Origin of the sequence: Trabulsiella guamensis ATCC 49490, from assembly GCF_000734965.1 — a bacterium.
Lineage (GTDB): Bacteria > Pseudomonadota > Gammaproteobacteria > Enterobacterales > Enterobacteriaceae > Trabulsiella > Trabulsiella guamensis.
Map to the genome: position 1 here is coordinate 1 of NZ_JMTB01000099.1, position 26,707 is coordinate 26,707.

The window sequence follows — 26,707 nt, forward strand, 5'->3', positions numbered from 1 at the left end:
GCGTCGGCGTCGGTCAGGTTGCTGCCCTGCACCACGTTGTCGAAGGTCATGGTGGTGGCCGCAGTACCGGAGGTGAAACCGGTGTTGACACTCACCCCATCCATGCTGGCATTGCTGACCATCAGCTGCCCGGCGCTGCCGTCAGCGTTGGTCCCGACCACATAACCGTTCAGGCTGTTGCTGGCTGACGCATCCGGCAGGGTGTAATCCGCGTAATGCACTTCGCTGGCGTTGCCGTCGTTGCCGTTCAGCCCTTCCACCGTGGTGGTATCCTGGGCAATCAGGCCGGAGCCGGTGACACTGTCATCGATATACACGGTACCGTTGTTGACCACATGACCATCCGGACCCAGTTTGCTGAAGGCATACGAATTACTGGCGTAAATGTTGATGGTGCCGTTGTTTTCAATCACGGCGTCTTCGGTGGCACCGGCATCAAGCTGCATACCGATAAGACCGGTGGCTGTGGTCCCTTCCGTGCCGAGGTTAATGGTGCCGTTGTTGACCAGTTGTGCATCCTTGCTGCCGTTCATCGCCACCGCGTTGCTCTGTGTGACGGTGAGGGTGCCGTCGTTGAGGGCAACGGTATTGCCGTGGTTCATGTTGATGGCGGTTGAGGTGCCGTCATAATTCACTGTTCCGCCGGACTGGTTCCAGAACATGCTCTGGGTGGCGTAATCACTTGTCGCATCGACCAGGTCGGTGCTGCCACCGGTCTGGGTGATGGTGCCGCTGTTGATGATGTTGTTGTTGTCACCGGAACCGAGGCGCAGGCTGGCACGGTCCCCCTGGCTACCATCTGTGGTAATCACCCCCTGGTTATTCAGCACAGCACCGTTGTCACCCTCATAAACACGGTTGCCAAGTGCCAGCGTACCGCCTGCGGCGTTGCTGAAGGTCACCTTATCAGTCCATAAGTCAGCATCATTATCGACGTACCAGGTTCCCTGGTTAACGACAGACGCGCCGCCGGTGAGCCTGCCGCCGGAGTGGATTTCGCCACCGGCCTCATTGGTCACGCTGCCGCCGATGACCTGCATCTGCTGGCCGGTGTAGCTGCCGCTGTTGTCGAATATGCCGCCTTGCTGGGTCAGTACGCCATTCAGGGTTCCGCTGTTGCTGAACTGCCCGGCGCTCATCGTCAGGTTGCTGTTGATGAGGGCATCGGTCTGGTTAGTCAGTGTCGCATCAGCGGAACGGATGAAAATGGTCTTACCGGTGACGGTGCCTTCGTTACTGACATTGCCGTTAATCAGCGCATTGTTGGTCAGTGTGGTGGTGGCACCTGCCAGAGCCATCACGCTGCCATCGGCATACACGGTACTGACGGCGCTGTCGGTCGGGTTATAGGTCGCGGCGTCCTGGCAGTCTTCACCAACGCAGATGGTGCCGTAATTAATAATCGCCCCGGTGCCGTCGTTGTAGAATGCCTGACCATAATCCGTAAGGATATTGATAGTGCCGGACTCATCATTGATGGCGGTACCACCGTTGATCACGCCCATACCAATCAGCTGGTTATCCGCAGAGGCGGTCACGCCCTCGTCGGCGGTGAGGTTGATGGTGCCCTGGTTGGTGACGGTGCCGCCGTTCAGCGCCAGCATCCCGAAACCTTCGTTGTTGACATTGATGGTACCGGTATTCAGACCGGTGGCATCGCCGCTACCGGCGTCGGTGGAGCCGACAATCACCCCGGCGCTCATGGTGTACAGCTGACTGGTATTGTAAAACGTTTTACCGGTAATATTGCCGTCTTCATCGAGGGTGGGAATAAAGCCATCGACATTAATGATCCCGGCGTTGGTGGCGGTGCCTTTGGACGCTGCTACGCCATAGAGACCCGCACCGTTGAGATTGATGGTGGCTCCGGCATCGTTTTCCACGCTGCCGTAGTTTGACGCCATCAGCGCGTAACCAGTATTGACATACCAGGCAACGGGGTAATCCATAACACCTGAATTATATTCTGGTTTATCTGGCGAAGAGATGGTAATAACACCATCGGACTCATTTTTTGCACTGGTGCCAGCTCCGCCTGCCCACAGGATTGTCGCTGTTGCATCCTTGTTTGTGTTACTGGCGAAATCGCCCGCAGTAATAGTCCCTTCATTAATGACAGTGCCGTTATCCGATGCCCGCATTAACGTCGTTAACCCTGTGGTGATAACCCCTTTATTTTCTGCAGATGAACCTGAACCGCTGACATTAATGATTGCCCCGGACATTATGGCACTAGAATTGTTTGTCACGTAACTGACATCCAGTACTGAGTCGCTGTCCAGGATTAATTTCCCGCCATTGGTTACCACCGCAAGTCCGGCATTCGCTGAATCTGCATCACTGACTATTACCGAAGAATTTCCGGTAACCTGTACGGTATTATCACCGGAAACAGCAATGCCATAGGCCGCATACGGTAAATAGTCTTCGTAGCCAGTCGATACTCGCGTTGAATCAACATTGACACCATTATTGATGAAAACGTTATTGCCGTTCCCTTCGACAGACAGGCCATAGGAATAGCTGTCAACATTAGCCAGTTGGTTGTCCTGAGTCAGATTAACGGAACCATCAATGGTCAGGGTATTATTATTCCCGGTAATTTGCGCGCCTGTTAATACGCCGCTGGCTTTCGGGTTAATATCATCAGCCTGCATACCGCCTGACACATTAACGTTCCCGGTAATTTCCATCGCGCCGTTATTCCCCGCCACGCTGACCCCCGTCGCGCCCTGGTAAATCCCGTCTGCGTTTTTCTCCGCATGGACATTCACCGTGCCGTCGAGCGTCACGCTGGCGCTGTCACCGATAATGCTGACGCCGGTACCGTTCAGGCTGCTGTCGATAGTGCCGGTGTTGATGAAGCGGGTGGTATCGCCGGAAATCGCCAGCCCGGTCGCCCCACCGGAGGCATAGATATCACCGTTGACGGTGGTCCGGGTGTCGTCGCCCGTCACCACCACGCCGGTGGCACCGTCAGCGGCGGTAATGTCGCCATCAAGGGTGTTGACTGTGTTATCTCCGGAGATGATCACCCCGATGGCGTCATTGCCACTGGCGGTGGTGTTATCAGCCAGCGTATTACTGGCACCATCCTGATCAATAATTTTCGTTTCTGCCGTCGCAAACCAGAATTTCCCTTCGCTGTCGTATTTCCAGTAATAACCGCTGGCCGACTGTACGCCTCCCATCACCGCGTTATTTTCATTGGTGACGTATTTCTGGTTAATGACCAGCGTGCGGCCATCCGGCGCGGTTAAGACATAATTGTCGCCGTCCTGCACGTAATGAAAGGTCACGTTATTCCAGCTTTCGCCGTTAAGCGTGACCGTGTCAAAGGTGAGCGTCTGTGTGCCGGTATCCAGCGTGACGTTGTTGTTGTAGGTGGTGACAGATGGTGCTGGCGGGGTCGGATCGCCGCCGTCATCGCCACCATCATCGCCGCCGTCATCGCCACCGTCGCCGCCATCATCCGGATCGGGTGGGGTCGGGCCGGTATCGGCAGAGGTGTGGCTGCCGCCATCGTCGTCGTTATAGACGGCAATGCCGACTGCCGCACCCACGGCAGCGAACCCCGCGGCGACCCACTCAAGCAGGTTGCCGTCGTCTTTCGGGCACTGCGCACTGAATTTTTCTTTGTCGGCAGCGCTGAGTTTGCTGCTGTCATCGCTGCAGTTGATGGTCTGCTGTTCGTTGCTGTTAATATCGTTCGTATCTGCCGCCCAGCTGTTGCCGCTTAAGGCCATGGCGATACATAACGACAGAATGCTACGTCTCTTTTCCATTAAAAGCTCCTTTCCGTATCGGATTATTTTGCTGGCGACAAAGGGTGTTTAATCCAGCATGAAAATATTATTTTGGGAAAGGTCAGAAAAAGATATGGGTCGGGAGCGAGTCCATTTTGAGAGGGCGAATAACTGAATTAATTACAGTGTGTTACGTGGATTTATATTAATTAACAATTTCTTTTAGTAAGACTGAATAAATATCTCTTCGTTATTTTGTTTATATTTTCATTCATGCCGTAAATATAAATAAGCCTGCACAACGGCAGGCTTATTTTCTTTTTTATTACGGCGTCGTTTACGCTTCTGCTAACGCCTTCAGCCAGCGAATGCCGCTTTCGGGGGAAGTCAGCACCGGTACTGGCGGGGTGGGCAGTTGTTGTAATACGCGCGCCATTGACGCCTGCGCCAGCATGATCACATCTGCGGAGGCAAAGGCATTTTTCAGCCCTTCACTCACAATGCGGTCATGGGTGGCCATATCTCCCGCCAGCAGGGCGTGAAACGCATCTTCCATCAGCACCGGCACGATTTCACGCGGTTTACCGCTCTCCTGCACCTTACGCTGAACGTAACTGAGCGTCGGTTTCAGCGTGGTTGCTACCGTCGCCAGTACCGCGATGCGCTGGCCTTGCTGAATGGCGTTTTCTACCATCGCGCAGTCGATGCGGGTCAGTTGTAGCGACGTCATAAACTGGCACTGCTCAACGGCAGTGCCGATGGACGAGCAAGCGGTCATGAAAATCTCGCAATCCGCTTTTTCCGCAATCTGGATGTAGCCCGCGATGCGCGCGCTGATGGCCGGGGTTACGCCGCCCGCTTTCATTACCTGCTTGATCATCGACTCTTCGACAAGGTGCATGACTTCCGCCTGCGGCATGATGTCGGCAATCAGCTGTTGCATCATGGCGAGCGTGGCGGCGCTGGTGTGCAGCATGGCAATCTTTTTCATTGTGCAATCTCCTCAGTGAGCAGGGCGGCGACGGCCGCAGCTGCCTCATGATCTTCCTGTGCTGACAACCCGCCGACCGCTACCGCGCCGAGGCATTTGCCGTCGCGCATCACCGGTACGCCGCCGGGCAGCGCGGTAAAACGTGCATCGGCAAAATAGCTGATATCCAGTTGCTCTTTTTGCAGACGCTGGAGAAACGCCAGGGTAGTGCAACCCAGACGGCTGCTGGTACGCGCCTTACGCTGGGTCAGCTCAACTGTCAGCAGTTTTGCGTTATCCATGCGGGCGAAACAGAGCAGTTCACCGCTGGCATCGCAGACCGCCACGCTGAGCGGTCGCTGGCTGTACCGGGTGTTGGCGAGCGTCAGGGCATACTCCTGCGCCTGGCGCGCCTGCTGTAACGTCAATGTGGTCATGATAATTTTCCTTTCGGGAGAGAATCGGATGCGGTCAGCGGTGCCTCAGCAGCGGCTTTCGCGGCACGGGCATCTTTTTTACGCCAGTAGTTGGCGAGCAGCGATCCGCTGACGTTGCCGAGCGGCGTCATGACCGCCGAGGCCAGGCCAACCGTTGCCAGTTTGCCCATCGCTGCGGCGAGGCCGGAGGCCATTCCGCCGTTCTGCAGGCCCACTTCGAAGGCCACGGTACGGGCAGACTGTACGTCCATACGGAAGATGAAGCGGCTCATCAGATAGCCGATGCAGAAGCCACCCAGGTTATGCATCAGCATGGCGAAGCAGAGCAGGAAACCAACCTGTACCAGGTTGTCGCGCCCCGCCGCGGCAGCGGTGGTGGTGAAGAAAATGATGCCCATCATCGAGATAGTCGGCATGATGTTCTTGATGCTGCTGAAGCGGCCATACAGCCAGTTGTAGAACAGCGCCCAGATGATGCCACCGGCGACGAAGTTCAGCACCACGGCGTACATCTGCGCTTGCGCGCTGGCGGTGCCGAACAGTGAATCCCAACCGCCCGCAATCATATACAGCAGCCAGAGCGCGCTGATGCCAGCCAGCCCCTGCACCACGCGGCGGCCATTCTGGCTGGCGTAGGTTTTCAGGTAGTCATGCAGAATGGCGGCACCAATCGGGATCAACACGATTTTCACCACGTCCATGACCATTGCGGTGAGCTGAATGTCGATCATCGAACCGGCCAACAGGTTGACCCATAGCGGTGTCATCACTGTGGCGGCGAGCGTGGAGACCGCGGCAATCGACACCGCCAGCGCCAGATTAGCGTTCGCGATGTAGACCATTACTGTTGAGGAGAGTCCGCTAGGGCAGGAGCCAATCAGCAGGATCCCCACGGCGACTTCCGGCGGAAAGTGGAAAATCAGGGTGATGGTCAACCCCAGCAGCGGCATGATGACGAAATGGCAGAAGGTACCGATAAACACTGCCCACGGCATTTTGGCGACATCGATAAAATCCTGAATCGTCAGCTTGGTGCCCATGCTGAACATGGTGGCCTGAATCACGAGGAAAACGATCCATTTGTGGGTGATATTAAAACCGCCCCAGACGATCAGATCGGTTGACCAGGTCATCGCGGCGACGAAACCGGCAATGATCCACAGCGTAAACTGGTAGCTGCGCAGCGTCGGCCAGTAGCCTGCACCTGCGGCGAACCCGGCGGTAAACATTACAAGACCCGGCTGCCAGAGCGCAGGGGACTGCATGAGGGCGCCGATCACCGCCAGTGCAATCCCCGCGATGCTGACGCCTAAACCACTTTTGTGTATTACGGATTGAATAGTCATGGCGAAAATTCCTTTCAGCGTCACGCGTGTTGCCGTGGCGGAATCGATAACATCTGACGCGCCACCTCAGGTGTTGCGACGGTTTTATCCATGCTGCGAATAAGCGTGGCGAGTTTCTTAACCTGTTGATAATTATTCGACGCCTTCTCACTGGCGCTTAAATAATAGCTGTCTTCAAAACCAATTCTGACTTCACAGGCGCCCATTCCCACCGCGGCGGCAATAATGTCAAAATTCTGTCGGCCGTAATGGGTAATTCCCCATAATGCATCGCGCGGGATCATGCTGCGCATCGCAATTAATGCATCAACCGTAGCCGGAGTACTACCCCGGTGACCCAGTACAATATTAAACAGCATCGGGGTTTTAAACGGGATGTTTTGCTGTAACGCGAGAATGTTATTAATCATTCCAATTTCAAAGACTTCGAATTCAGGAATGATATTGCGCTTCACAATTTCTCTGGAGCAATATTCCACGTCCGGCGTGGGATTAAAATAAACATTATCGCCGAGGTTAACGGAACCCACGTTGAGCGACGCCATTTCCACGCCGGGGCAGGCCAGCGGCGCGCAGCGCTCTGCGATAGACATCGACGACACGCCGCCGGTCGAGGCCTGAATAATCAGGTCTGAGTGGGCCATCACCGGGGCGATAGTGGCCTGAAAATGCTGCGTATCTGGCGTCAGATGTCCCTGTTTATCGCGGACGTGTAAATGAACGATAGCGGCGCCATGTTCAACGCTGGCTAAAATTTCTTTCGCCACTTCCTCGGGTATAACGGTGGGGCAATCCGCTGCGACAGGCGCCAGCGAAATGATAACATTATCCGACATGTAATCCTCCGGTACAGAGATAGTAATATTTATAATGTTGTTGTGATCCACTTCGCAGGGGAATTTAACGGCGTATATTCACAGCCAATCCACCCCTGATAATTCAGTTCCTGTATATAATTTAACAACCATGCATCATTAAGTTCCCCGGTGCCCGGTTCATTTCGACCCGGTACGGAGGCAATCTGAAAATGGCGAATTAGTGGCCAGTAATGTGCAATATTCCGGGCCACATCACCATGCGTTTTCTGGCAATGGTAAATATCAAACTGCAAGCCAATATTTTCCCTGGCGACTTGAGCAATTATTTTTTCGGCCAGCGGAAAGTTATCAATAAAATAATTCGGCATATCTTGCGGATTTAACGGCTCAATCAGTACGGTAATGCCCGCCAGTGCCATAACATCGCAGGCATACTGCAACCGGCTTATCAGCAATGCCTGCTGCTGTTCGGCAGACAGCGCCGCCGAGCGGTTGCCCGCCATGACATGTACCTGTCTGCACCCCAGCGCGTTGGCGTACTCACGCGCGAGGCTCAGGCTGGCGCGGTATTCGTCGTCACGCAAGGGCAGGGAAGCGAGCCCGCGTTCTCCCGCTGACCAGTTGCCTGCCGGGGCGTTGAGCAGCACCACCGGCAGTTCCGTCTCCTGCTGCGCCAGGCGGAGTTCCGCCAGCGGATGTTGCCAGAGAAACAGCCCTTCGACGCCATGGAAACCGGCCTGCCGGGCGGCGTGAAAGCGCGCGGAAACCGGCAGATCTTTAAAAATCCAGTCGAGGTTAGCGGCCAGCTTCAGCATAATGCGCCCCCTCGTCACTCTCCACGAGGTGGAGTTTGATCCCCTGTTGCTGGATCTCCTGCTGTGCGTCGGCAGGCAGATGCACATCGGAGACGATGTCTGTCAGCTGATTCAGGGCGCAGATATGGAACATGCCGTATTTGCCGTACTTGCTGCTGTCGCACACCAGCACGCGACGGCGGGAAACGGTCAGCACCGCCTCTTTCACTGACGCTTTGCCTTCGCTGGGCGTTGACATGCCGCGCGCCAGATCCCATGACGATGAACTCAGAAACGCCACATCGATGTTAATGGTGTGCAGAAAACTGGCTGCGCTTTTGCCGATGCAGGAGCGGTTGCGTTGATCGACCAGCCCCCCGGTGTGGTACAGCGTGATGTGCGGCATGTCCATCAGGTAGTGGCTGATGGAAAAGTCATTCGTCACCACCGTCAGGTTAAAACAGTGGCTGGCGGCCACCGCTTTCGCCACTTCGAACAGTGTGGTGCCCGCATCCAGGTAAAGCGTCTGGCCTGGCTCGATAAGCATTGCCGCCAGTGCGCCCATCTTGCGTTTAACATCATGATGCAGCTCGGCTTTTTCCCGCCACGGCAGCTCGGATTTCAACAGGTTGTTGAGTTTCACGCCACCGTTGATCGCCACCACTTTGCCTTCTTCTTCCAGCAACTGAATGTCCCGCCGTACCGTCATGTGCGACACGCTCATCAGTTCCGCCAGTTCGTTAAACGAGGCGACGTTTTTCTCATGTACATAGCGATAGATGAAATCGCGGCGTTGTTCGGGGATCATCGCTCACTCCTTACCTTATCCGGGCCTGTTCCAGCTCAGCGACCGCAGCGGGCGTCAGCGGAACATAGCCGAGCGGTTTCAGCGTCAGCCAGATGCGCGCGCTGTCTTCCAGCTCTTCGGTGTTAAACACCGCTTCACGCAGCGTGCGACCGCTGACCACCGGGCCGTGATTCGCCAGCAGCGCGGCGATATGACTGGCGGCGATTTCACTCAGTGCCGTGGCAATGCCTTCGTGACCAGGACGGAAATAAGGCAGCAACGGCAACCGGCCAATACGCATGACGTAATAGGGTGTCAGCGGCGGCAGACAGTTTTCCGGCGTCGTACACGGCAGGCAGGCGAGGGCGGTGAGCCATGGCGAATGCAGATGCACAACAGCGCCGCACTCAGGGCGATGACGGTACCAGGCCAGATGCATCGGTACCTCTTTCGAGGGGCGATCGCCACCGATGTGAACGCCGTTTTCATCCAGCCGACTGAGCGTGTCTGGCTGCAGTTCACCAAGACAGGAGTTGGTCGGCGTGACCAGATAGCCGCCATCCGGCAACTTCACACTGAGGTTGCCGCCACCGCCGCTGCTGTAGCCACGGTTGAACAGGGAGTGGCCATAGTGAACCATTTGCTCGCGAAGCTGCTGTTCGGTCAGATGGCTCATGATGCATACTCCTGCGCTTTGAAAAAGAAATCCGCCTGCCCGAAATTGCCGGATTTCAGCGCCAGCGACAGCTGTTGCTCCGGGGCAAAAACCCAGGGAACGCCGGGGGCGATTGCTTTCCCTGTGGTCAGGCGTTTCACCTGTAACGCTTCCACGACGGTGCCGGAAGTTTCGCCACCAGCGACAATAAACGTATTGATGCCTGCGTCACGAAGCGTGGTGGTCAGCCGGGCAAAGGTTCGTTCGACCGCCTGGCTTGCCGCTTGTTCGCCGTACTGTTGCTGAATAGTGCGCAGCACGTCCGGCGGCTGGGTGGCGTAAATCAGTGGCGCATAAGCGTCATGACGGTGCGCCAGCACCCATCCGGCGATGTCATCGATATACCGGGCGTCATCCGCCATACAGCGGGCGACATCCAGCGGCAGGCTGGCGGCCTGCGTTTTGTAGGCGTTCACCTGACGGTTAGTCATTGATGAACAGCTGCCGGAGAGGATCACCGCCTGAATCGTCGGCGCGAAACCGCGTGTTTGCGCGAGCGGATGTGATGGACGCGCCGTGGCCGCCAGCGCGCCACCAAGCCCCGAGCCGCCTGCCAGCAGCGGGTATGACTGCAACGCTTCTGCGAGGGTAAGCAGATCGGCTTCGGTCAGCGTATCGACAATAATATGTTTGTTGCCCGCCTGCTGGTGCTGAAGCAGCGCGTCGGTCACCGCCTGCACGCCCGCCTGCACGGTGGCGAGGTTGATGACACCAGTGGCGTACGGGGTTTGCGGTGCCAGCAAACGTTCAAGACTGGCATCGGTCATCGGATTCAGCGGGTGTTTTTCCATTCCGGATTCATTCAGCAGCACGCCGTTGACAAACAGATGTCCGTGGATCACTGTGCGGCCATTTTGTGGCAGCGCCGGGCAGTGAACGATAAACGGCGCCCCGGTGGCCTCCAGCAGGGCATCGCTCACCGGGCCAATATTGCCCGCCGGCGTGGAATCGAAGGTGGAACAGTATTTGAAGTAGATTTGTTTTGCGTCGGCCTGCTGTTTCAGCCACTGATAACATTGCAGCGACTGGCGTACCGCTTCATCCGCGGGTAGTGAACGGCTTTTCAGCGAGATGACGATAGCGTCAGCTTCATCATTCCAGCGCTGCGTCATGTCCGGCATGCCTGGCAGCAACGCCACGCGCCATCCCTGTTCCGCCATAAAACTCGCAATGTCGGTTGCTCCGGTAAAATCATCGGCGATAACGCCGGTCATGACAGCCATGGATCCTGCTCCACTCACGTTGTCTGAGAATTGAACTTATTATTCAGCAGAAAACTTCACATTCACATGATGATTCTCACAAACAGTATCATCGCTAAAAGCCATAGAATTAAGCTAATTTATTGTTTTAAAATTAAAAATTGAGATATGGAATAAAAACAGCGCTCACAGGGTGATGTGAAGATTCGTTAAAGGGTGGGAAAATTTGTCATGACAAGAAATAACCCGGCGCACAGACCGGGGTATTTCTTAATGAGGCGAAGCGGTTCGCTGATTATTTCTTGGGAATAATCAGCACCTGCCCGGGGTAGATTTTATCCGGGTGTTTTAACATCGGCTTGTTGGCTTCAAAAATACGCTGGTAATCGTTGGCGTTACCGTATTCTTTTTTAGCGATAGCGCTGAGGGTATCACCGGATTTTACGGTGTAGTAATTGCTTTCTGTACCCGCCTGGGCGACTGCGGTTTTATCATCAATACCACTAATACCTGCGACGTTGCCAATGGCGACCAGGATCTTCTCTTTGGCTTCCTGAGAGAGAATATCGCCGCTGACGGTTGCCGTCCCGTTATCGTTAACCACCACATCAACCTTGTCCGAATCAGGCAAACCCAGCTTGTTGATATGCTCTTTTAACTTTTCAGCCTGAGTGGCTTTATCGTTACCCGATACCGCGTCCCAGATCTTTTCTCCTGCGTCTTTAACAAAACTGAACAATCCCATACAACCTCCTGTGTGTGTGATGAATGTTTCAGGCAGAAACAGCAATAAGCGTAGTCGAAAATCAATCGGCAAAATGTGGTGGCACGCGCTTACTGTGAGATAAATTCTCTATAGTTTTGATTATGAAGCGATATATCACTGGCACAGTTGTTTCAACAAGGCGTGCTGCTCCGTCAGTAACCGGTAACGATAAACCGGCCGTCCGGCGGCGCCGTAATGTATGCGGGTGAACAGAACGTTGATTTGCTCTAGCCAGATCAAATATTTGCGGCAGGAGACGCGCGAGATCCCCACGGCGTTCGACAGATCATCCGTAGAAAATTCGAGATCGGCGTGGGCGTCTATCCACTGGCACAGCGTACGCAGCGTTGGCGAAGTGAGCCCTTTGGGTAAACGATGGACCATGTCAGCTTCTGGCGTGTCGCCGTGCAACAGACGATCAATATCCGCCTGCGCATACTGTTTTTGCCCCTGTAACTGCATTTTCTTTGTTTTCCACGCGGTCAGCGCCTCTTCAAAACGCGGAAACTGGAACGGTTTGATGAGGTAATCCACCACGCCGTAATGCAGGGATTTCTGAACGGTCGCCGCATCAGAGGCAGACGAAATCATAATCACATCTGCCGTACGGCCTGACGCGCGCAGCACCGGTAGCAGATCCAGCCCGTTTTCCTGCCGTAGCCAGACATCGAGCAGGATCAGGTCGATAGCGCAGGCCGGATCGTTAATCATCGCCCTGGCCTCGTGTAGCGTGAAGGCAGTACCGACGCACTGAAAACCGGAAATCTGCGCTACATAGCAGCGGTTAAGCTCTGCCACCATCGCGTCGTCTTCGACGATTAAAACATTTAACACACAACATTCCTTTTACGCTCTCCAGGGGAGCCCGTTAAAAAAGGGGCGATTATCCCTGATAGTGAACTGATCGCAAAGTCGGATCCGGGTCGCTTTTTTATGCATAGTAAACGATTACGCTTGATTAGAGAAAGATAATGCGTATAGTTCTCATTCTCTTTGTTATTCGCAGGCGAGGCATGGAGATACCTGCAATCAAGTGAAATGTGATTCACAGGGAGACACTGAGGCGCACGGCGACGTGATGACCGATAACCGGAACGTATAAATCCGGAAGCGTCGCTCCACTGCTTATTTTTGGTGAAGGATTCCCTGATGAAGTTGCAACTTTCCACCCTGGCGCTGGCATTTGCCGTTGCGCTGAGCGGCTGCGCCACGCAGCCTTCTCCCTCCACACATGCGGCCACGCCGCCTGCGGCCGTTTCTGCTCCTGTGACAGACATCGTTAAGCGTTCCCTGGCGGAAGGGCTGTATGAGATGGCGTTGAGCCCGACCGGCGATGCGCTGTACGTCGCCAGTGCTGAAGGCTTTAAAGATGTGCAGGGCGGTATGGTCTACAAACTGGATCCAGCCACGCTGAAAACCCTCGGCGCCACGCATACTGATCTGAAAAATTTCGCCATGCAGATAACGCCGGACGGGAAAACGGTGTATGTCACCAACTCGCTGGATGGCGGTATCAGCGCCATTAATACAGCGGATGGCAAAGTGAAAGCCCGCCTGCTGTTCAGCGAACGCAACGAAAAAGGTCTGCCGTATGGTGCACGTCAGATCCTGCTGCACGGCGACACGCTGTATGTCGGCGCGGTGGCTGATCCGGCGGTCATCTGGGTGGTTGACGCGAAAACCCTTAAGCTCAAAACCCGCATCAAAAATACCGGCAAGTGGATGACTGGCCTGCACTATTCGGATCAAACCGGGCGGTTGTACGCGGCGAATGGCGGCGGCGAAATTCTGGTGATCAACCCGCGCAACAACCGTATTGAACAGCGCTGGAAACCGCTGGGCGATAAACCCGCGCTGCTGCTCAATCTGGCGGAAGACGCTGACACCGGTCGTCTGTTCGTGACCGATAACTCGAAAGCCAAAACCACGCTGGTGCTCGATATTCACACCGGCAAGGTGATTAAGCAGCTTGATATCGGCGACTCGCTTTCCGTGCTGTTCAACGCGAAACGCCATGAGATTTATGTGTCTCAGCGTGATTCCGGGAAAGTGCTGAGTCTGGATGCCACGCGCTACACCGTGAAAAAAAGCTGGGATCTGCCGCCGAATCCGAACAGCCTGACGCTGTCGGCGGACGGGCAAACCCTGTTTGTCACCGTAAAACAACCGTTCAATAAGGACCACTCCACAAAAGGTCCGGACAGCGTTGTTCGTATCGATTTAACCCATTAATTTTCCGGCCCGGCGTTGAGTCGGGCCATGTTTCACTTAGCCTCTATAAAGAGCACATTATGCACAACACCAATTCACTGACTTTACCGTTACGCAAAACGTTTCTGGCGTTAGCCATTGGCGCGCTGAGTCACACCGCCAGCGCGGCAACCGTCACGACACCCTCTGACGCCACAAAGAAGAAAACGGCGGAAGAAACCATGGTTGTCGAGGGGACGGAGGGGAGCGATTTTAAACCCGGCGGCGACGCGCTGGTGCCGGCCTTCCTCGACGGGCAAATTGCCCACGGCGGGCGACTGGGGATCCTCGGCGAGCAGAAAGCGATGGACGTGCCGTTCAACGTCATCGGCTACACCTCGAAACTGGTGCAGGATCAGCAGGCTAAAACCATTGCCGATGTGGTCAGCAACGACGCCAGCGTGCAGGCCGTACAGGGTTACGGCAACTTTGCCGAAACGTATCGCATCCGCGGCTTTCAGCTCGATGGCGACGACATGACCATGGGGGGCCTGCCGGGCGTGGTGCCGCGTCAGGTGGTGGATACCCAAATGCTGGAGCGCGTCGAAATCTTTAAAGGCGCGAACGCGTTATTGAATGGCGCGGCGGGTAGCGGCGTGGGCGGGATGATCAACCTTGAGCCGAAACACGCCGAAGATACGCCAACGACACGGGTCGGGGTGGATTACACCTCAGACTCGCAGGTGGGTGGTTCGCTGGATCTGGGGCGTCGCTTTGGCGACAACAACCAGTTTGGCGTGCGAATGAACCTGCTGCACCGCGAAGGCGAAACGGCGGTGGATGCGGATAAACGCCGCACCACGCTGGCGTCGCTGGGACTGGACTATCGAGGTGATCGTCTGCGTACCTCGCTGGATGTTGGCTATCAGAAAAAAACGTTCCATGGCGGCACGATGGGCGTCAACATCAGCGGCGTCGACTTTGTTCCTGACGTTCCGGACACGCGGAAAAACTACAGCCAGAAGTGGGGCTACAGTGATATCGAGAACGAATTCGGCATGGCAAAAGCGGAATTTGATCTGACGGAAAACTGGACCACTTACGCCGCGTTCGGTGCCCAGCACGGGCACGAAACTGGCGTCTACAGCGCGCCGAAACTGATCAATGCCAGCGGCGACGCGACGGTCGGGCGTCTCGACACTAACCGTATTATCGACGCTTACAGCGGCATGACCGGCCTGCGCGGCAATTTCGACACCGGCCCGGTTTCGCATAAAGTGAACGTCGGCTATGCGGCGCAGATCAAAAGCGATAAAACCGCGTGGCGCATGTCGGCCAACAATCCGACCACCAATATTTATGACAATAACGACGTCGCTATGCCGGACAACGCGTACTTTGGCGGCAACTATTATGATCCATTGACTACCTCGCGTAACCGTACGCAGGGCTGGCTGTTGAGCGATACACTGGGCTTCTTCGATGATTCCGTGCTGTTCACTGCGGGGGCGCGTCATCAGAAAGTGGTGGTGCGAAACTACAGCAACGCCACCGGCCTTGAAGATACCACCAGCCGTTACACCCAGAGCCGCTGGATGCCGACGTACGGCGTGGTGTACAAGCCATGGGATACCGTGTCGCTCTACGCTAACTACACCGAAGCGCTGCAGCCGGGCGACAACGCGCCGCAAGGGGCCGCAAATTACGGGCAGAGCATGGGTATAGCCCATTCGAAGCAGAAAGAAGTGGGTGTGAAGCTGGATTACGGCAGCATCGGCGGTTCTTTGGCGCTGTTTGAAATCAAAAAACCATCGGCGCTCCTGAACAGCGACAATGTTTATACCCTGGATGGCGAGCAGCGTAACCGGGGCGTTGAACTGAATGTCTTCGGCGAGCCGTTGCTGGGGCTGCGTCTGAACGGCAGCACGACCTGGCTTGATCCTGAGCTGACCAAAACCGTCGGCGGCACCAACGATGGCCATGACGCCATTGGCGTGGCGCGCTTCTATGCGGTGCTGGGTGCGGAGTATGATATAAAGCCAGTTGAAGGGCTGACCGCCACGGCGAAAGTGAACCACACCGGTTCGCAGTATGCCGATGCGGCGAACAGTAAAAAGCTCGACAGCTACACCACGCTGGATCTCGGTGTACGTTACAAAATGCGTCTTAACGCCGATCAGAACGAAATGGTCTGGCGTGTCGGCGTGGATAACGTCACCAATGAGAAATACTGGGCCAGTGTCGAAGATAACGGCACCTATGTTTTCCAGGGTGAACCGCGTACCCTGAAAGTGTCCATGTCTTACGACTTCTGATCACCGGCATCAACCTGGCGCGGCAAGTCATTGCCGCGCCACTCATTTCATCCCTGAACTTGCGACATTTTTTCCTAAGTGATAAAAGGTGCCCCTTCTAAAAAAGATACAGGGGAAAGACGTGAACAACGCGTCATTAGCATCCGACAGGTCGCAAACGGATGCCGGGTCGTCGCACGCGCCGACGCTTCACCGTGGATTACAAAACCGTCATATCCAGCTTATCGCCCTCGGTGGCGCTATTGGCACCGGGCTGTTTCTGGGCATTGGCCCGGCAATTCAGATGGCAGGTCCTGCCGTACTGCTCGGATACGCCATCGCCGGGATCATCGCATTTCTGATCATGCGCCAGCTTGGCGAAATGGTGGTCGAAGAACCGGTCTCCGGCTCCTTCGCTCACTTTGCCTATAAATACTGGGGGCCGTTTGCCGGGTTCCTCTCTGGCTGGAATTACTGGGTGATGTTCGTGCTGGTGGGCATGGCAGAGCTGACCGCCGCCGGTATTTACATGCAGTACTGGCTTCCTGAGGTACCGACCTGGATCTGGGCCGCCGCGTTCTTCATCATCATTAACGCTGTGAATCTGGTTAATGTCCGCCTGTATGGCGAAACCGAATTCTGGTTTGCGCTAATCAAAGTGCTGGCGATCGTCGGCATGATTGGCTTCGGGCTGTGGATGATCTTCTCCGGACACGGCGGAGAACACGCGAGTTTTGACAACCTCTGGCAGTCTGGCGGTTTCCTCGCCACTGGCTGGCACGGACTGATTTTGTCGCTGGCGGTGATTATGTTCTCCTTCGGCGGCCTTGAGCTGATTGGCATTACTGCCGCAGAAGCCCGCGACCCGGAAACCACCATTCCGAAAGCGGTTAACCAGGTGGTGTACCGCATCCTGCTGTTTTACATCGGCTCGCTGGTGGTATTACTGGCGCTTTATCCGTGGGCGGAGATCAAATCCGACAGCAGCCCGTTTGTAATGATATTCCATAATCTTGACAGCAACGTGGTGGCTTCTGCGCTGAATTTTGTGATTCTGGTGGCATCGTTGTCGGTCTATAACAGCGGTGTTTATTCCAACAGCCGTATGCTGTTCGGCCTTTCCATTCAGGGCAATGCGCCGAAGTTTCTTACCCGCATCAGCCGTCGCGGCGTGCCGGTAAACTCGCTGCTGCTCTCCGGGGCCATCACCTCGCTGGTGGTGCTGATCAACTACCTGCTGCCGCAGCAAGCCTTCGGTCTGCTGATGGCGCTGGTGGTGGCGACACTGCTGCTGAACTGGGTGATGATCTGCATGGCGCACCTGAAATTCCGCGCCGCGCAGCGCCGCAAAGGCCGGGTGCCGAAGTTTAAAGCCCTGCTGTCGCCTGCCAGCAACTACCTCTGCATCGCGTTTTTGCTGATGATCCTCGGCCTGATGTGCACCATGGACGGCATGCGCCTGTCCGCACTCCTGCTGCCCGCGTGGGTCATCTTCTTGTTTATCGCGTTTAAGCTGTTGCGGCGGAAAGGGTAAAAATTTCTGAAGGCGGCTTCCCGATTTGAGATAACTTTCTGACGCGTTGGCTTCCCTGACTTACTGTACGCATTCGGTTGGTAATTTAGCTTTTAATCTAAGTTGCCTTATATGCTAAACTGTCAGGGAAGAAAATACGAGATGTTCAGGCTGCTTGTGCATGAACACGTCAGGGCTGAGTTATTGAGTTTACCCGCATCGGTTCAGGCAAAAATGATCCGCATGCTGGATAAGCTGCAATCGGATCCCACTGTACTGAGGGAACCATACAGCAAAGCGCTGCGTGATGGACTTTTTGAGATCCGCACGATGGGTGTCATACAAAGCCGGGGACTCTATGTTTTTCAGCGCGACAGGATGATTTATCTCCTGCGTGTCTTTGTGAAAAAGAGCCAGAAAACGCCAGTGGCAGAACTGACGCTGGCGCTCAGGCGGCTCAAGGAGATGCAGGATGAGCAAGAAAATCATTGAGTGGGAAACGCTGCGGGTGGAGTTGCTCGCACAGGCAGACGTCAAAATTGCCTTTGATGCTCAGGCCCGGGAAACCCGGCTACGTGAAATGCTATCAGAGTGGCGTCAGTACGCGGGGTTAACCCGCTCGCAGGTGGCACAGCGCATGGGCGTCAGCGCACCCACCGTGTCGCGGATGGAAGCGAACGTCACGCGAGCCAGTCTGGATACGCTGACGCGTTATGCGCTGGCCTGCGGCGTTAAACACCCGCAAATACTGCTGTATTGATCTGCGCGCCGAAGGCGGCGCGCGGGACGTACTTAAACCTCAGTCAGCGTAGTGCTGAGCGGCAGGCGGGATTTCGGCAGGGCGGCGTTAAAGTCTTCCGCGCTGTGATGACCGACCGGCACGATCACCACGCTGGTATAGCCTTTCGCTTTCAGGCCGAATTCTTCATCCAGAATGGCAGCGTCAAACCCTTCCACCGGCACGGCGTCGAGACCCAGCGCCGCAACACCGAGCAGGAAGTTGCCGACGTTGAGATAAACCTGTTTCGCCATCCAGTGCGCGTCGTCTTTCAGATCCACACGATGCAAGTCGGCAAAGAAGCGACGGCCTTTCTGGTTGCCTGCTTTCGCTTCCGGGGTGGCAAAGCGACCGTCCTGATCTTCCTGGTCCACCACTTTTTGCAGCCAGGCATCATCGAGCGTTGTTTTCGCGCAGAAAACCACGACGTGCGACGCATCGAGAATTTTACGTTCGTTGAAGACGTAAGTGCCGGTCGCGGCTTTAGCGACACGCGCTTTACCTTCGTCACTGCTGGCAAGGATGAAGTGCCACGGCTGTGAGTTGGTACTTGACGGGCTGTACTGCAGCAGGGTTTTCAGTTTCTCAGCCTGCTCAGCGGTCAGTTTTTTAGCGGGATCGAAGGCCTTGGCGGAGTGGCGCTTCAGGGCGACAGATACAATATCCATACATACTCCTCAGTGATGTTTGCCGGGAGCAGATTACCGTGAAGACGCGGCGTTGATAAGGGTTAAAAATGCCCTTATCACGACAGGTTATGCCTCAGACGGGGCGAAGTCGTTTTTGAACCCGTTTCGGCAGCTTATCCACCACCAGATTCCAGGAGTCGGCGATCAACTCCACGAGCAGGTCATAGCTGATATCGTCGCCAGGGACGACAGTGATCCAGTGTTTTTTATTCATGTGATAACCCGGCTCGATGCTGCGGTAGATCTCCTGATGCAGCAGCGATTTCTGTGGATCAGCCTTCAGATTGACCAACGCGCGGCCACGCACTGTCATGGTCAGCATAAACATCCGGTCGCCGACCTTAAACACGTCGCAATCCGGCCCGAACGGCCAGCATTGCTCGGTGAAGGGAAGTTCCAGCGCGATACGGTGCGCGCTGGCATGCAATAGCGTTTCATTCATCAGGCGGTTTCCTCTGCCAACGCCAGCCACATGGTTTCAAAACCAAGGGCGATCAGCTCCTGCGCGCGTTGCGGTTCATGACCCGCAAATTCGATAGTGGTTTCCGCAAGCGCCAGGAAGAGGGCATCGCCAAAATCCTGATACTTGTCGGAAAGAAAGACTTTTCGCAGCGATCGTTCGCACAACTGGTGCAGTTCAGGGAACATTTCGCTCACCTGGGCGCGGGTCTCTTCAGTGATTTTTTCACTCAGCGCCATGCGGCGGATCGCCTTGTGGCAGACGGGATTACGCACCCCCCAGTCGATATAGCTGTTCCAGATATTGCGCATATGCGCTTTCGGGGTGGTGGCGTTGGGATCAAGCTCAGAGATCATCGACTGGATAAGCGATGATTTGATATGCAGATAAAGCACATTAAGCAGATCGTCTTTCGTGGCGAAGTAGCGAAACAGCGTTCCTTCAGCAACCCCGGCGCTGCGGGCGATGGCGGCGGTTGATGCCGCATAACCTGACTGCGCGAAGGCAGCCGTGGCGGCTTCCAGTAACGCTTGTTTTTTATCTTCACTCTTTGGACGAGCCACTACACTTTACCTCTCTGACGACGAAAAACACGATTGAAACATGCGAGGTGCAGCACTTCAACGGGGAATGTCAAAATTTGAAAATCGTCTTGACGACTTTCTATTCATTCCTATAATGAGTGCTTACTCACTCATAATCAAGCCTAATACACTCGCCTTCTGACGGATCAGAACGGATCTTCCTGGTCGGGATATGAAACGACTCATTTTCAGCGTGGTTGTACTCATGATAATTGCTTCAGCAGCCAGTTTGCCGTTCGTACTGAATGCCGGTTTTGGGCAGGCGCCTCAGGGCGCGCAACTGACGACGGTGGAAAGTTCGCCTAACTATCGGGACGGACAGTTTCATAATCAGCTTCCGACGCCCGGCTATACCGGCGATAAAAGCATGCTGGCGGCGTGGTGGGGATTCCTGACCACAAAGCGTGAGAATGCGCGCCCCTCTCAGCCGCTGCCGCTGGTGAATACCGATCTCGCCAGCCTGCCACGTGAGCAGGAGGTGATGGTCTGGCTGGGGCACTCGTCCTGGTATCTGCAACTGGCAGGGCAGCGCATCCTGATTGATCCGGTTTTCAGCAACTACGCAGCACCGTTCAGTTTCCTCAACAAAGCGTTTGCGGGCGACTATCCATGGAAGGCGCAGGACATGCCGGAGATAGATCTGCTGATTATCTCCCATGACCATTACGATCATCTCGATCATGCGACGATAACCGCGCTAATGCCGAAGGTTCATCGTGTGATCACTCCCCTGGGCGTGGGGTCGCACCTGCTGTACTGGGGAGTGGACAGCCAGAAGATCACCGAGGCGGACTGGCAGCAGCAATTCAGCGTCACCGATGAACTCACCGTGCACGTTTTGCCCGCGCGGCATTTCTCCGGGCGCGGTCTGAAGCGCAACCAGACCCTGTGGGGCAGCTTCATGTTTGTGACCCCGCAGCACAACATTTACTACAGCGGTGACAGCGGCTATGGCCCGCATTTCAAAGCCATTGGCGAGCAGTTTGGCACCGTTGATGTGGCCATCATGGAGAACGGTCAGTATGACCAGGACTGGAAATACATCCACATGATGCCGGAAGAGACCGCGCAGGCCGCGGTTGATCTTAACGCACAGGCGGTACTGCCAGGGCATGCCGGGCGGTTTGTGCTGGCGAAACATACCTGGGACGATCCGTACAAACAGCTGGCGCTTGCCAGCCGCGATAAGGGCTACCGCCTGTTGACGCCCGTGATCGGAGAGCCAGTGCGCGTTAATGATCGCAGCCAACAATTCAGAGCCTGGTGGGAATAACACCAGAGCGAAAAAAAGAGGGGAGGGAGGTATGACGATTTCCGCTCAGGTTATCGAGACTATTGTCGAGTGGATCGATGACAATCTGCATCAACCGTTGCGCATTGATGACATCGCACGCCATGCGGGATACTCCAAATGGCATCTTCAGCGACTGTTTTTGCAGCACACAGGGAAGAGTCTGGGACGCTATATTCGCGATCGTAAACTGCTACTGGCGGCGCGCGACCTGCGGGATACCGATCAACGGGTATATGACATCTGTCTTAAGTATGGTTTTGATTCACAACAGACATTTACCCGTATCTTTACCCGTACGTTCAAACAGCCGCCGGGCGCCTGGCGTAAACAACACCATACCCAGGTGCTTTGACATCATTCACCTGCACAAGCCCCGGTTCGCCGGGGCTATTTTTTAGCGTTCAGCCAGGGAAAACCAACGACGCCAGACGAAGCGGATCACGGCATATTCAATGGTGCCCAACAACAAAAACCACAGGCAGAACAGGATCGTGTAGAGCTGATTGAGATCCGTAAAATGGAAGGTTTCTATCAGCGAGTGCGCCAGCGTCAGCCCCAGCGACGGGGCAGGCAGCAGTAAGCAAGAGAGCAGGGCCAGCAGTAAAATACCGGCCGCCGCCATCAGCGATTCCAGCGGATGTTTCATGACGTGTTAATCAGCAGTTAAAAAAGCCATTGTCCGGCAATTTTCGTTTTTCGCCAAAAAAAAGTACGCTTACTCGCTCGTCGCCCAGATTTCACAGTGCTTCTGCACCAACTGGATCAACGATCCGCCATCGGCAATGAACTGCCGCATCGCCTGCGCTTCGCCTTCTCCCTGTTTCACCTGCAGAACTATCTCTTCCAGCGCGCTGCTGGCGCCGAGTTTGTCGGCGTAAGGGGCAATTTTGTCCAGCAGACGAGCGATATCGTCGCCGATGGTCTGCTGCTCGCCGGTATGCACGTCAGTGATCAGCCCCTGCAGACCGTAGCGACAGGCCTGAAAACGGTTGAATTTGTATAACAGATAATCCTGCTCCTGATGCTTAAACGGGCGCTCCGCCAGCAGCCAGTAGGAGACGGCCTGAATGAGTCCCGCCATATTCACCGCCTGTGACAGCGTCAGTGGCGTATCCATCACCCGCACCTCGACCGTGCCAAAATCAGGGCTGGGGCGAATATCCCAGTGCAGATCCTTAATACCATCAATCATGCTGGTATAGCTCAGGCGGCGGAAGAGTCCTTCGAACTGCTGCCAGTTGCTGACCCAGGGCATGGCACCCATGTCCGGGAAGGCGGAAAAGACATTCAGCCGTGAAGAGGCGAATTGCGTGTCGCTGCCCTGCTGCCAGGGCGAGGTGGCGTTGATGGCAATGAAATGTGGCACAAAGCGTGACAGGCCGTGCAGCAGATAAATGGCGTCATCGCCGCTCTGGCAGCCGATGTGCACATGCTGACCAAACACCGTGGCCTGCCGCACCAGATAACCAAAGTGCTCCAGGGTGCGTTGATAGCGCGGATTCTGGCACACCTCCTGACGCTGCCACGACTGAAAAGGATGCGCGCCGCCGCCGCAAATTTGCAGGTGATGGGCCTCAGCGGCCCGCAGCAAAACTTGCTGGATAGCCGAAAATTGCGCGCTGGCCTGATGGATGTCCTGACAGACACCGGTGGCGATCTCCAGCATGCTTTCGGTGATGTCGTGTTTCACTTCGCCGGCTTTAACGTCCGCTTTCGCGGCATCGATGAGTGTGGATGAATCCTGACTGAGATCGTAACCTGGCGGCGTCACCACCTGCAGTTCCAGTTCAATGCCCAGCGTGAAGGGGTCGGAGACGTGAAAATCGGATAAAGGCATAGCAGGCTCCCTGACATTTTCTTGTCAGTATAGGAAAGAATGCCGCTATTACCCCATCCGGTGCTCACCCCGCGCCAGCGCAGCGCGGTCAAAAACGCGCTGGATAGCACCGTCGGCCATAAAAGCGGCGCGATCGGACATGTGCGCAATCACGTCCGCATCGTGGCTCACCAGCAGGTAGGTCATGCCGTGCTGCGCTTTCAGGCGATTCAACAGGTTAAGGATTTCCGCCTGTACTGACATATCCAGCGCCGATGTTGGCTCATCCAACAGGAGCAATTTGGGTCGCAACAGTAAGGCACGGGCAATGGCCACGCGCTGCCGCTGTCCGCCGGAAAGCTGATGCGGGTAGCGCAGCACGGCGTCGGCAGGTAACCCGACGTCGGTTAACGCCGTAGTGACGCGGGTGTTAATGTCGGTTTCACCATGGATTTTCAGCGGCTCCGCCAGCGTACGATACAGTGTATGATTAGGGTGCAGCGAGGCGTATGGATCCTGAAACACCATTTGTACGTTGCGGCGCAACTTGCCCTGAAAGCGGGTGCCGGGGCGGATGGACGTGTCAAACAGCGAGACCTGCCCCTGCCATTCCCGTTGTAGCCCCGCCAGCACGCGCAGCAGGGTGGACTTACCGCAACCGGATTCACCGATAAGACTAAACGTTTCTCCCACCGCAACATGAAGCGTTGCATCGCGCACGGCGATTTTATCGGCGAAGCGCACCTGTAGCGCCTCAACGTTAACGATGCTCATGCAATTGCTCCGTAAAATTTTGGCTGCGATCGAGCGTCGGCAGCATCGTTCCCCAGGTGTCGGCGCTCGGACGGCAGGTCCACAGCGTGCGGGTGTATGGGTGCGAGGCATGAGGCAGTTGCGAGGCGGCCATTTCATCCACCTTGTTTCCCTGATACATCACCAGTACGCGGTGGCAGTGTGCCGCCACCAGCGGCAGGTCGTGGCTTATCAGCAGCATTGCCATGTTCCGCTGTTCACATTGCTCCACCAGCAGCTCAAGAATTTGATTGCGCAGGCGGGCGTCGAGAGCAGAGGTGGGTTCGTCGGCGATCAGTATCTGTGGATCATTGACCAGCGCAATAGCAATCATCACCCGCTGACCCATACCGCCGGAGAGCTCGCCCGGATATCGCTTTAGCACGCGCGGCTCTAGCCCGACGGCAGTAACGGCCTGCTGAATTTTTTCCTCACGCTGTGCGCGACTCAGTCGCTGGTGCAGCGTCAGCGCCTCGCTGATTTGCGCATGAACGGTTTTCACCGGATTCAGCGCGTAACGCGGATCCTGCAACACCATGGCGATATCGTTGCCACGCAGTTGCTGCCAGCCGTGAGGGCGCAACGTCAGGAGATCATGGTCGAGTACATTGAGCGTGTCAGCGCTGACGACGCCGGGTTGACGCACCAGCCCCATCAGCGCGCGGGCGGTCATGGATTTTCCGGAACCGGATTCACCCACCAGCGCCAGACGTTCGGTACCGAGCGTAAAGCTGACGTCATTCACCACCCGGGCGCCGGGGTAGTCGATATTCAGGTTTTGTACGCAGAGTCGTGAATCAGTCATGTTGCGGCTCCAGAATGTCGCGCAGGCCATCGCCCAGCAGATTGAAGGCAAGACTGGCGAGCAGAATTGCCGCCCCCGGAATGGCAGCCACCCACCATTGATCGAAAATCACCTGCATACCATCGGCGATCATCGCGCCCCATTCAGACATTGGCGGGCGCGCGCCGAGGCCGAGGAAACCAAGACCGGCAGCGGCGAGAATAATCCCCGCCAGATCCAGCGCCAGCCGCACGATGGCGGATGGCAGGCACAGCGGCAGAATATGGCCTGTCAACAACCGCAACCCGCGAATGCCCATCATTTCGGCGGCGGCGAGATAGTCACTGTGGCGCAGGCGCTGAATTTCACTGCGTGCCTGACGAGCGTAAGCAGGCCAGGTGGTCAATGCCAGCGCCAGCGCGCCGTTGACCAGACCCGGGCCGAGCATGGCGACAAAGGCAAACGCCAGGATCAGACGCGGCATCGACATCACCACGTCGGTAAAGCGCATCAGTACGCGCTCCAGCCAGCCGCCATAATACCCGGAGAGAATCCCGACCAGCAGACCGACGGGCAGGGTGATGACCGTCACCAGTGCCACCAGACCGAGCGCCGGGCGGGTGCCGTATAGCAGACGCGACAGCAGATCGCGCCCGTAACTGTCAGTGCCCAGCCAGTGTTGCGCATTCGGCGCCTGCAGCCGCGCGGCGGCGTCCTGCCAGTTCGGATCCTGCGGTGCCAGCCACGGGGCAAACAGCGCAATCAATATCAGGAAGAGTGCCAGCGTCAGGCCACACAATGCTGCGGGCGAGCGACGCAGACGGAGGAGAAACAGTGATACCGGCATCAGCGCACCCTCGGATCAGTCAGTCGTACCAGGAAATCGGTGAGATGGTTAATCAGTACGAAGCTGGCGCCAATGAGCAGCGTGCCACCCATGATGGCGGTGGTGTCGCCCGCGAACAGGGCGGTGGTCAGGTAGCGGCCGATTCCGGGCCAGGAAAAGACGGTTTCGGTAAGCACCGCGCCCTCCAGCATGCTGGTATACGCTAGTGCGATCACCGTCAGCAGCGTCCCGCGAATGTTGGGCAATACATGACGCAGCAGAATGGTCATCTCACCAGCGCCTTTGGCGCGCGCCAGCAGGATATACTCTTTGTTCATTTCGCTCAGGCAGGCGGAGCGGGTGAGGCGGGTAATGCTGGCAAGTGAATAGTAACCGAGCAGTGCTACGGGCAACACCAGATGGCTGATGGCGTTTTTGAAGGCCTCGCGATCCCCGGACAGCCAGGTGTCGATGAGCGCAAAGCCCGTTTTAGGTTCCACCGTAAACTGGTAAATGTCATCGAGCCGCCCTGGTCCGGCGCTCCACTGCAGTCTGGCGTAGAACAGCGCCAGCATCAGCAGGCCGAGCCAGAAAATCGGCACCGAGTTGCCAAGCAGCGTCACGGTGCGAACCGCCAGATCCCACGGCGAACCGGCAAAGCGGGCGCACAGCACCCCGGCAATCACGCCGAGCACCGCACCTGCGATCAGCGCCAGCGTCGCCAGTTCTAACGTCGCCGGAAACGCCGCCAGCAGATCCTGTAATACTGGTTGCCCGGTGGCGCTGGCGGTACCGAGATCGCCACGGGCGAGGTTCACCAGGTAGTGCCAGAACTGCACCGGCAGCGGCTGGTCGAGTCCTAACTGGTGGCGCACCTGATCATACGTGGACTGGCTGGCGTGATCGCCGACGATTTGCAATACCCGGTCTACCGGCGACAGCGCCGACAGGGCAAACGTCACCAGCAGCAGGCCGAGCAGGGTCAGGGCAAGCGTGAACAACGGCTGGAGCAGCCGCCACACGCGGGGAGACAAGTCAGACATGAAACGCTCTTTATCGGGCTCGCACAGTGTTGCAGGCCGGGTAAGGCGTAGCGCCACCCGGCA

27 protein-coding genes are annotated in these 26,707 nt (G+C 56.2%); 7 read left to right on the forward strand and 20 right to left on the reverse strand.

Annotated features, from left to right (window positions below; translation table 11 throughout):
* From GTGU_RS16170 to dcuR, 11 genes are all read right to left on the reverse strand, one after another.
* Positions 1-3,785, reverse strand: a 3,785-nt coding sequence (locus GTGU_RS16170) for a beta strand repeat-containing protein (protein ID WP_038159273.1), incomplete at its 3' end; no start/stop codon positions are given.
* A gap of 298 nt (positions 3,786-4,083) precedes the next feature.
* Positions 4,084-4,737, reverse strand: coding sequence for an aspartate/glutamate racemase family protein (locus GTGU_RS16175; protein ID WP_038159277.1), 654 nt, complete (start codon positions 4,735-4,737; stop codon positions 4,084-4,086).
* Entirely contained in the window at positions 4,734-5,153 is a 420-nt protein-coding gene (locus GTGU_RS16180) for a GlcG/HbpS family heme-binding protein (protein WP_038159278.1), read from the reverse strand. The genes GTGU_RS16175 and GTGU_RS16180 overlap by 4 nt, the downstream gene beginning before the upstream one ends.
* A complete protein-coding gene (locus tag GTGU_RS16185) occupies positions 5,150-6,499 on the reverse strand; it encodes a bile acid:sodium symporter family protein (RefSeq protein ID WP_038159280.1) in 1,350 nt (449 codons plus the stop codon). The genes GTGU_RS16180 and GTGU_RS16185 overlap by 4 nt, the downstream gene beginning before the upstream one ends.
* Before the next feature lie 20 nt (positions 6,500-6,519).
* Entirely contained in the window at positions 6,520-7,335 is an 816-nt protein-coding gene (locus GTGU_RS16190) for a beta-keto acid cleavage family enzyme (RefSeq protein WP_038159281.1), read from the reverse strand.
* A gap of 29 nt (positions 7,336-7,364) precedes the next feature.
* Complete coding sequence (locus GTGU_RS16195; protein WP_038159283.1) at positions 7,365-8,132, reverse strand: hydroxypyruvate isomerase family protein; 768 nt, start codon at positions 8,130-8,132, stop codon at positions 7,365-7,367.
* Entirely contained in the window at positions 8,113-8,919 is an 807-nt protein-coding gene (locus GTGU_RS16200) for a DeoR/GlpR family DNA-binding transcription regulator (RefSeq protein ID WP_038159286.1), read from the reverse strand. Before GTGU_RS16200 ends, GTGU_RS16195 begins: the two co-directional genes overlap by 20 nt.
* Before the next feature lie 10 nt (positions 8,920-8,929).
* Positions 8,930-9,574: a 3-oxo-tetronate 4-phosphate decarboxylase gene (gene otnC / locus GTGU_RS16205; RefSeq protein ID WP_038159289.1), complete on the reverse strand. Its 645-nt coding sequence runs from the start codon at positions 9,572-9,574 to the stop codon at positions 8,930-8,932.
* On the reverse strand, positions 9,571-10,836 hold the full coding sequence (gene otnK / locus GTGU_RS16210) for a 3-oxo-tetronate kinase (protein ID WP_038159292.1): 1,266 nt from the start codon (positions 10,834-10,836) through the stop codon (positions 9,571-9,573). The genes otnC and otnK overlap by 4 nt, the downstream gene beginning before the upstream one ends.
* A gap of 274 nt (positions 10,837-11,110) precedes the next feature.
* Positions 11,111-11,560, reverse strand: coding sequence for a peptidoglycan-binding protein LysM (gene lysM / locus GTGU_RS16215; RefSeq protein ID WP_038159294.1), 450 nt, complete (start codon positions 11,558-11,560; stop codon positions 11,111-11,113).
* Positions 11,561-11,695: 135 nt separating this feature from the next.
* On the reverse strand, positions 11,696-12,415 hold the full coding sequence (gene dcuR / locus GTGU_RS16220; RefSeq protein ID WP_038159296.1) for a two-component system response regulator DcuR: 720 nt from the start codon (positions 12,413-12,415) through the stop codon (positions 11,696-11,698).
* Between the two features lie 315 nt (positions 12,416-12,730).
* Between dcuR and GTGU_RS16225 the strand changes: the two genes are divergently transcribed.
* The 5 genes from GTGU_RS16225 to GTGU_RS16245 all read left to right on the forward strand — a co-directional run bounded on the left by GTGU_RS16225 (position 12,731) and on the right by GTGU_RS16245 (position 18,338).
* Positions 12,731-13,813, forward strand: coding sequence for a YncE family protein (locus GTGU_RS16225; RefSeq protein ID WP_038159298.1), 1,083 nt, complete (start codon positions 12,731-12,733; stop codon positions 13,811-13,813).
* Positions 13,814-13,872: 59 nt separating this feature from the next.
* On the forward strand, positions 13,873-16,086 hold the full coding sequence (locus GTGU_RS16230; RefSeq protein ID WP_038159300.1) for a TonB-dependent receptor: 2,214 nt from the start codon (positions 13,873-13,875) through the stop codon (positions 16,084-16,086).
* 121 nt (positions 16,087-16,207) lie between these two features.
* A complete protein-coding gene (gene pheP, locus GTGU_RS16235; protein ID WP_038159303.1) occupies positions 16,208-17,599 on the forward strand; it encodes a phenylalanine transporter in 1,392 nt (463 codons plus the stop codon).
* A 141-nt stretch (positions 17,600-17,740) separates the two neighbouring features.
* Entirely contained in the window at positions 17,741-18,070 is a 330-nt protein-coding gene (locus tag GTGU_RS16240; RefSeq protein WP_038159305.1) for a type II toxin-antitoxin system RelE/ParE family toxin, read from the forward strand.
* Positions 18,051-18,338 carry a helix-turn-helix domain-containing protein gene (locus tag GTGU_RS16245; protein WP_038159307.1) on the forward strand — a complete coding sequence of 96 codons (288 nt, stop codon included), beginning with the start codon at positions 18,051-18,053 and terminating at the stop codon, positions 18,336-18,338. Before GTGU_RS16240 ends, GTGU_RS16245 begins: the two co-directional genes overlap by 20 nt.
* Before the next feature lie 32 nt (positions 18,339-18,370).
* Here GTGU_RS16245 and nfsB read toward each other — a convergent pair whose 3' ends face one another.
* From nfsB to GTGU_RS16260, 3 genes are all read right to left on the reverse strand, one after another.
* Positions 18,371-19,024 carry an oxygen-insensitive NAD(P)H nitroreductase gene (nfsB, locus tag GTGU_RS16250; RefSeq protein ID WP_038159310.1) on the reverse strand — a complete coding sequence of 218 codons (654 nt, stop codon included), beginning with the start codon at positions 19,022-19,024 and terminating at the stop codon, positions 18,371-18,373.
* 94 nt (positions 19,025-19,118) lie between these two features.
* Complete coding sequence (locus GTGU_RS16255) at positions 19,119-19,487, reverse strand: MmcQ/YjbR family DNA-binding protein (protein WP_038159313.1); 369 nt, start codon at positions 19,485-19,487, stop codon at positions 19,119-19,121.
* Entirely contained in the window at positions 19,487-20,068 is a 582-nt protein-coding gene (locus tag GTGU_RS16260; protein WP_038159315.1) for a TetR/AcrR family transcriptional regulator, read from the reverse strand. Before GTGU_RS16260 ends, GTGU_RS16255 begins: the two co-directional genes overlap by 1 nt.
* 193 nt (positions 20,069-20,261) lie before the next feature.
* Between GTGU_RS16260 and GTGU_RS16265 the strand changes: the two genes are divergently transcribed.
* Both GTGU_RS16265 and GTGU_RS16270 read left to right on the forward strand, forming a co-directional pair.
* Complete coding sequence (locus GTGU_RS16265) at positions 20,262-21,362, forward strand: MBL fold metallo-hydrolase (RefSeq protein ID WP_038159318.1); 1,101 nt, start codon at positions 20,262-20,264, stop codon at positions 21,360-21,362.
* Positions 21,363-21,393: 31 nt separating this feature from the next.
* Positions 21,394-21,735: a RamA family antibiotic efflux transcriptional regulator gene (locus GTGU_RS16270; RefSeq protein WP_038159321.1), complete on the forward strand. Its 342-nt coding sequence runs from the start codon at positions 21,394-21,396 to the stop codon at positions 21,733-21,735.
* Between the two features lie 42 nt (positions 21,736-21,777).
* Here the strand turns inward: GTGU_RS16270 and GTGU_RS16275 are convergent, their stop codons facing one another.
* The 6 genes from GTGU_RS16275 to GTGU_RS16300 all read right to left on the reverse strand — a co-directional run bounded on the left by GTGU_RS16275 (position 21,778) and on the right by GTGU_RS16300 (position 26,644).
* A complete protein-coding gene (locus tag GTGU_RS16275; protein WP_038159323.1) occupies positions 21,778-22,029 on the reverse strand; it encodes a DUF1158 domain-containing protein in 252 nt (83 codons plus the stop codon).
* A gap of 69 nt (positions 22,030-22,098) precedes the next feature.
* Complete coding sequence (locus GTGU_RS16280) at positions 22,099-23,220, reverse strand: YbdK family carboxylate-amine ligase (RefSeq protein ID WP_038159325.1); 1,122 nt, start codon at positions 23,218-23,220, stop codon at positions 22,099-22,101.
* 48 nt (positions 23,221-23,268) lie between these two features.
* Entirely contained in the window at positions 23,269-23,973 is a 705-nt protein-coding gene (locus GTGU_RS16285; RefSeq protein ID WP_038159328.1) for an ABC transporter ATP-binding protein, read from the reverse strand.
* Complete coding sequence (locus tag GTGU_RS16290; RefSeq protein ID WP_038159333.1) at positions 23,960-24,796, reverse strand: ABC transporter ATP-binding protein; 837 nt, start codon at positions 24,794-24,796, stop codon at positions 23,960-23,962. The genes GTGU_RS16285 and GTGU_RS16290 overlap by 14 nt, the downstream gene beginning before the upstream one ends.
* The gene (locus tag GTGU_RS16295) at positions 24,789-25,622 is read right to left on the reverse strand and encodes an ABC transporter permease (protein WP_038159336.1); all 834 of its coding nucleotides are present in this window, start codon (positions 25,620-25,622) and stop codon (positions 24,789-24,791) included. The genes GTGU_RS16290 and GTGU_RS16295 overlap by 8 nt, the downstream gene beginning before the upstream one ends.
* On the reverse strand, positions 25,622-26,644 hold the full coding sequence (locus GTGU_RS16300) for an ABC transporter permease (RefSeq protein WP_038159339.1): 1,023 nt from the start codon (positions 26,642-26,644) through the stop codon (positions 25,622-25,624). The genes GTGU_RS16295 and GTGU_RS16300 overlap by 1 nt, the downstream gene beginning before the upstream one ends.
* Between the last annotated feature and the right edge of the window lie 63 nt (positions 26,645-26,707).

Coding starts and splice junctions, on each gene's coding strand:
- otnK (WP_038159292.1), bottom strand. CDS start 10,836: ATGGCTGTCATGACCGGCGTTATCGCCGATGATTTTACCGGAGCAACC.
- GTGU_RS16190 (WP_038159281.1), bottom strand. CDS start 7,335: ATGTCGGATAATGTTATCATTTCGCTGGCGCCTGTCGCAGCGGATTGC.
- GTGU_RS16295 (WP_038159336.1), bottom strand. CDS start 25,622: ATGCCGGTATCACTGTTTCTCCTCCGTCTGCGTCGCTCGCCCGCAGCA.
- GTGU_RS16285 (WP_038159328.1), bottom strand. CDS start 23,973: ATGAGCATCGTTAACGTTGAGGCGCTACAGGTGCGCTTCGCCGATAAA.
- GTGU_RS16270 (WP_038159321.1), top strand. CDS start 21,394: ATGACGATTTCCGCTCAGGTTATCGAGACTATTGTCGAGTGGATCGAT.
- GTGU_RS16290 (WP_038159333.1), bottom strand. CDS start 24,796: ATGACTGATTCACGACTCTGCGTACAAAACCTGAATATCGACTACCCC.
- GTGU_RS16265 (WP_038159318.1), top strand. CDS start 20,262: ATGAAACGACTCATTTTCAGCGTGGTTGTACTCATGATAATTGCTTCA.
- GTGU_RS16180 (WP_038159278.1), bottom strand. CDS start 5,153: ATGACCACATTGACGTTACAGCAGGCGCGCCAGGCGCAGGAGTATGCC.
- GTGU_RS16280 (WP_038159325.1), bottom strand. CDS start 23,220: ATGCCTTTATCCGATTTTCACGTCTCCGACCCCTTCACGCTGGGCATT.
- GTGU_RS16230 (WP_038159300.1), top strand. CDS start 13,873: ATGCACAACACCAATTCACTGACTTTACCGTTACGCAAAACGTTTCTG.
- GTGU_RS16245 (WP_038159307.1), top strand. CDS start 18,051: ATGAGCAAGAAAATCATTGAGTGGGAAACGCTGCGGGTGGAGTTGCTC.
- GTGU_RS16240 (WP_038159305.1), top strand. CDS start 17,741: ATGTTCAGGCTGCTTGTGCATGAACACGTCAGGGCTGAGTTATTGAGT.
- GTGU_RS16185 (WP_038159280.1), bottom strand. CDS start 6,499: ATGACTATTCAATCCGTAATACACAAAAGTGGTTTAGGCGTCAGCATC.
- GTGU_RS16175 (WP_038159277.1), bottom strand. CDS start 4,737: ATGAAAAAGATTGCCATGCTGCACACCAGCGCCGCCACGCTCGCCATG.
- GTGU_RS16300 (WP_038159339.1), bottom strand. CDS start 26,644: ATGTCTGACTTGTCTCCCCGCGTGTGGCGGCTGCTCCAGCCGTTGTTC.
- GTGU_RS16195 (WP_038159283.1), bottom strand. CDS start 8,132: ATGCTGAAGCTGGCCGCTAACCTCGACTGGATTTTTAAAGATCTGCCG.
- GTGU_RS16275 (WP_038159323.1), bottom strand. CDS start 22,029: ATGAAACATCCGCTGGAATCGCTGATGGCGGCGGCCGGTATTTTACTG.
- lysM (WP_038159294.1), bottom strand. CDS start 11,560: ATGGGATTGTTCAGTTTTGTTAAAGACGCAGGAGAAAAGATCTGGGAC.
- nfsB (WP_038159310.1), bottom strand. CDS start 19,024: ATGGATATTGTATCTGTCGCCCTGAAGCGCCACTCCGCCAAGGCCTTC.
- GTGU_RS16225 (WP_038159298.1), top strand. CDS start 12,731: ATGAAGTTGCAACTTTCCACCCTGGCGCTGGCATTTGCCGTTGCGCTG.
- GTGU_RS16200 (WP_038159286.1), bottom strand. CDS start 8,919: ATGATCCCCGAACAACGCCGCGATTTCATCTATCGCTATGTACATGAG.
- otnC (WP_038159289.1), bottom strand. CDS start 9,574: ATGAGCCATCTGACCGAACAGCAGCTTCGCGAGCAAATGGTTCACTAT.
- GTGU_RS16255 (WP_038159313.1), bottom strand. CDS start 19,487: ATGAATGAAACGCTATTGCATGCCAGCGCGCACCGTATCGCGCTGGAA.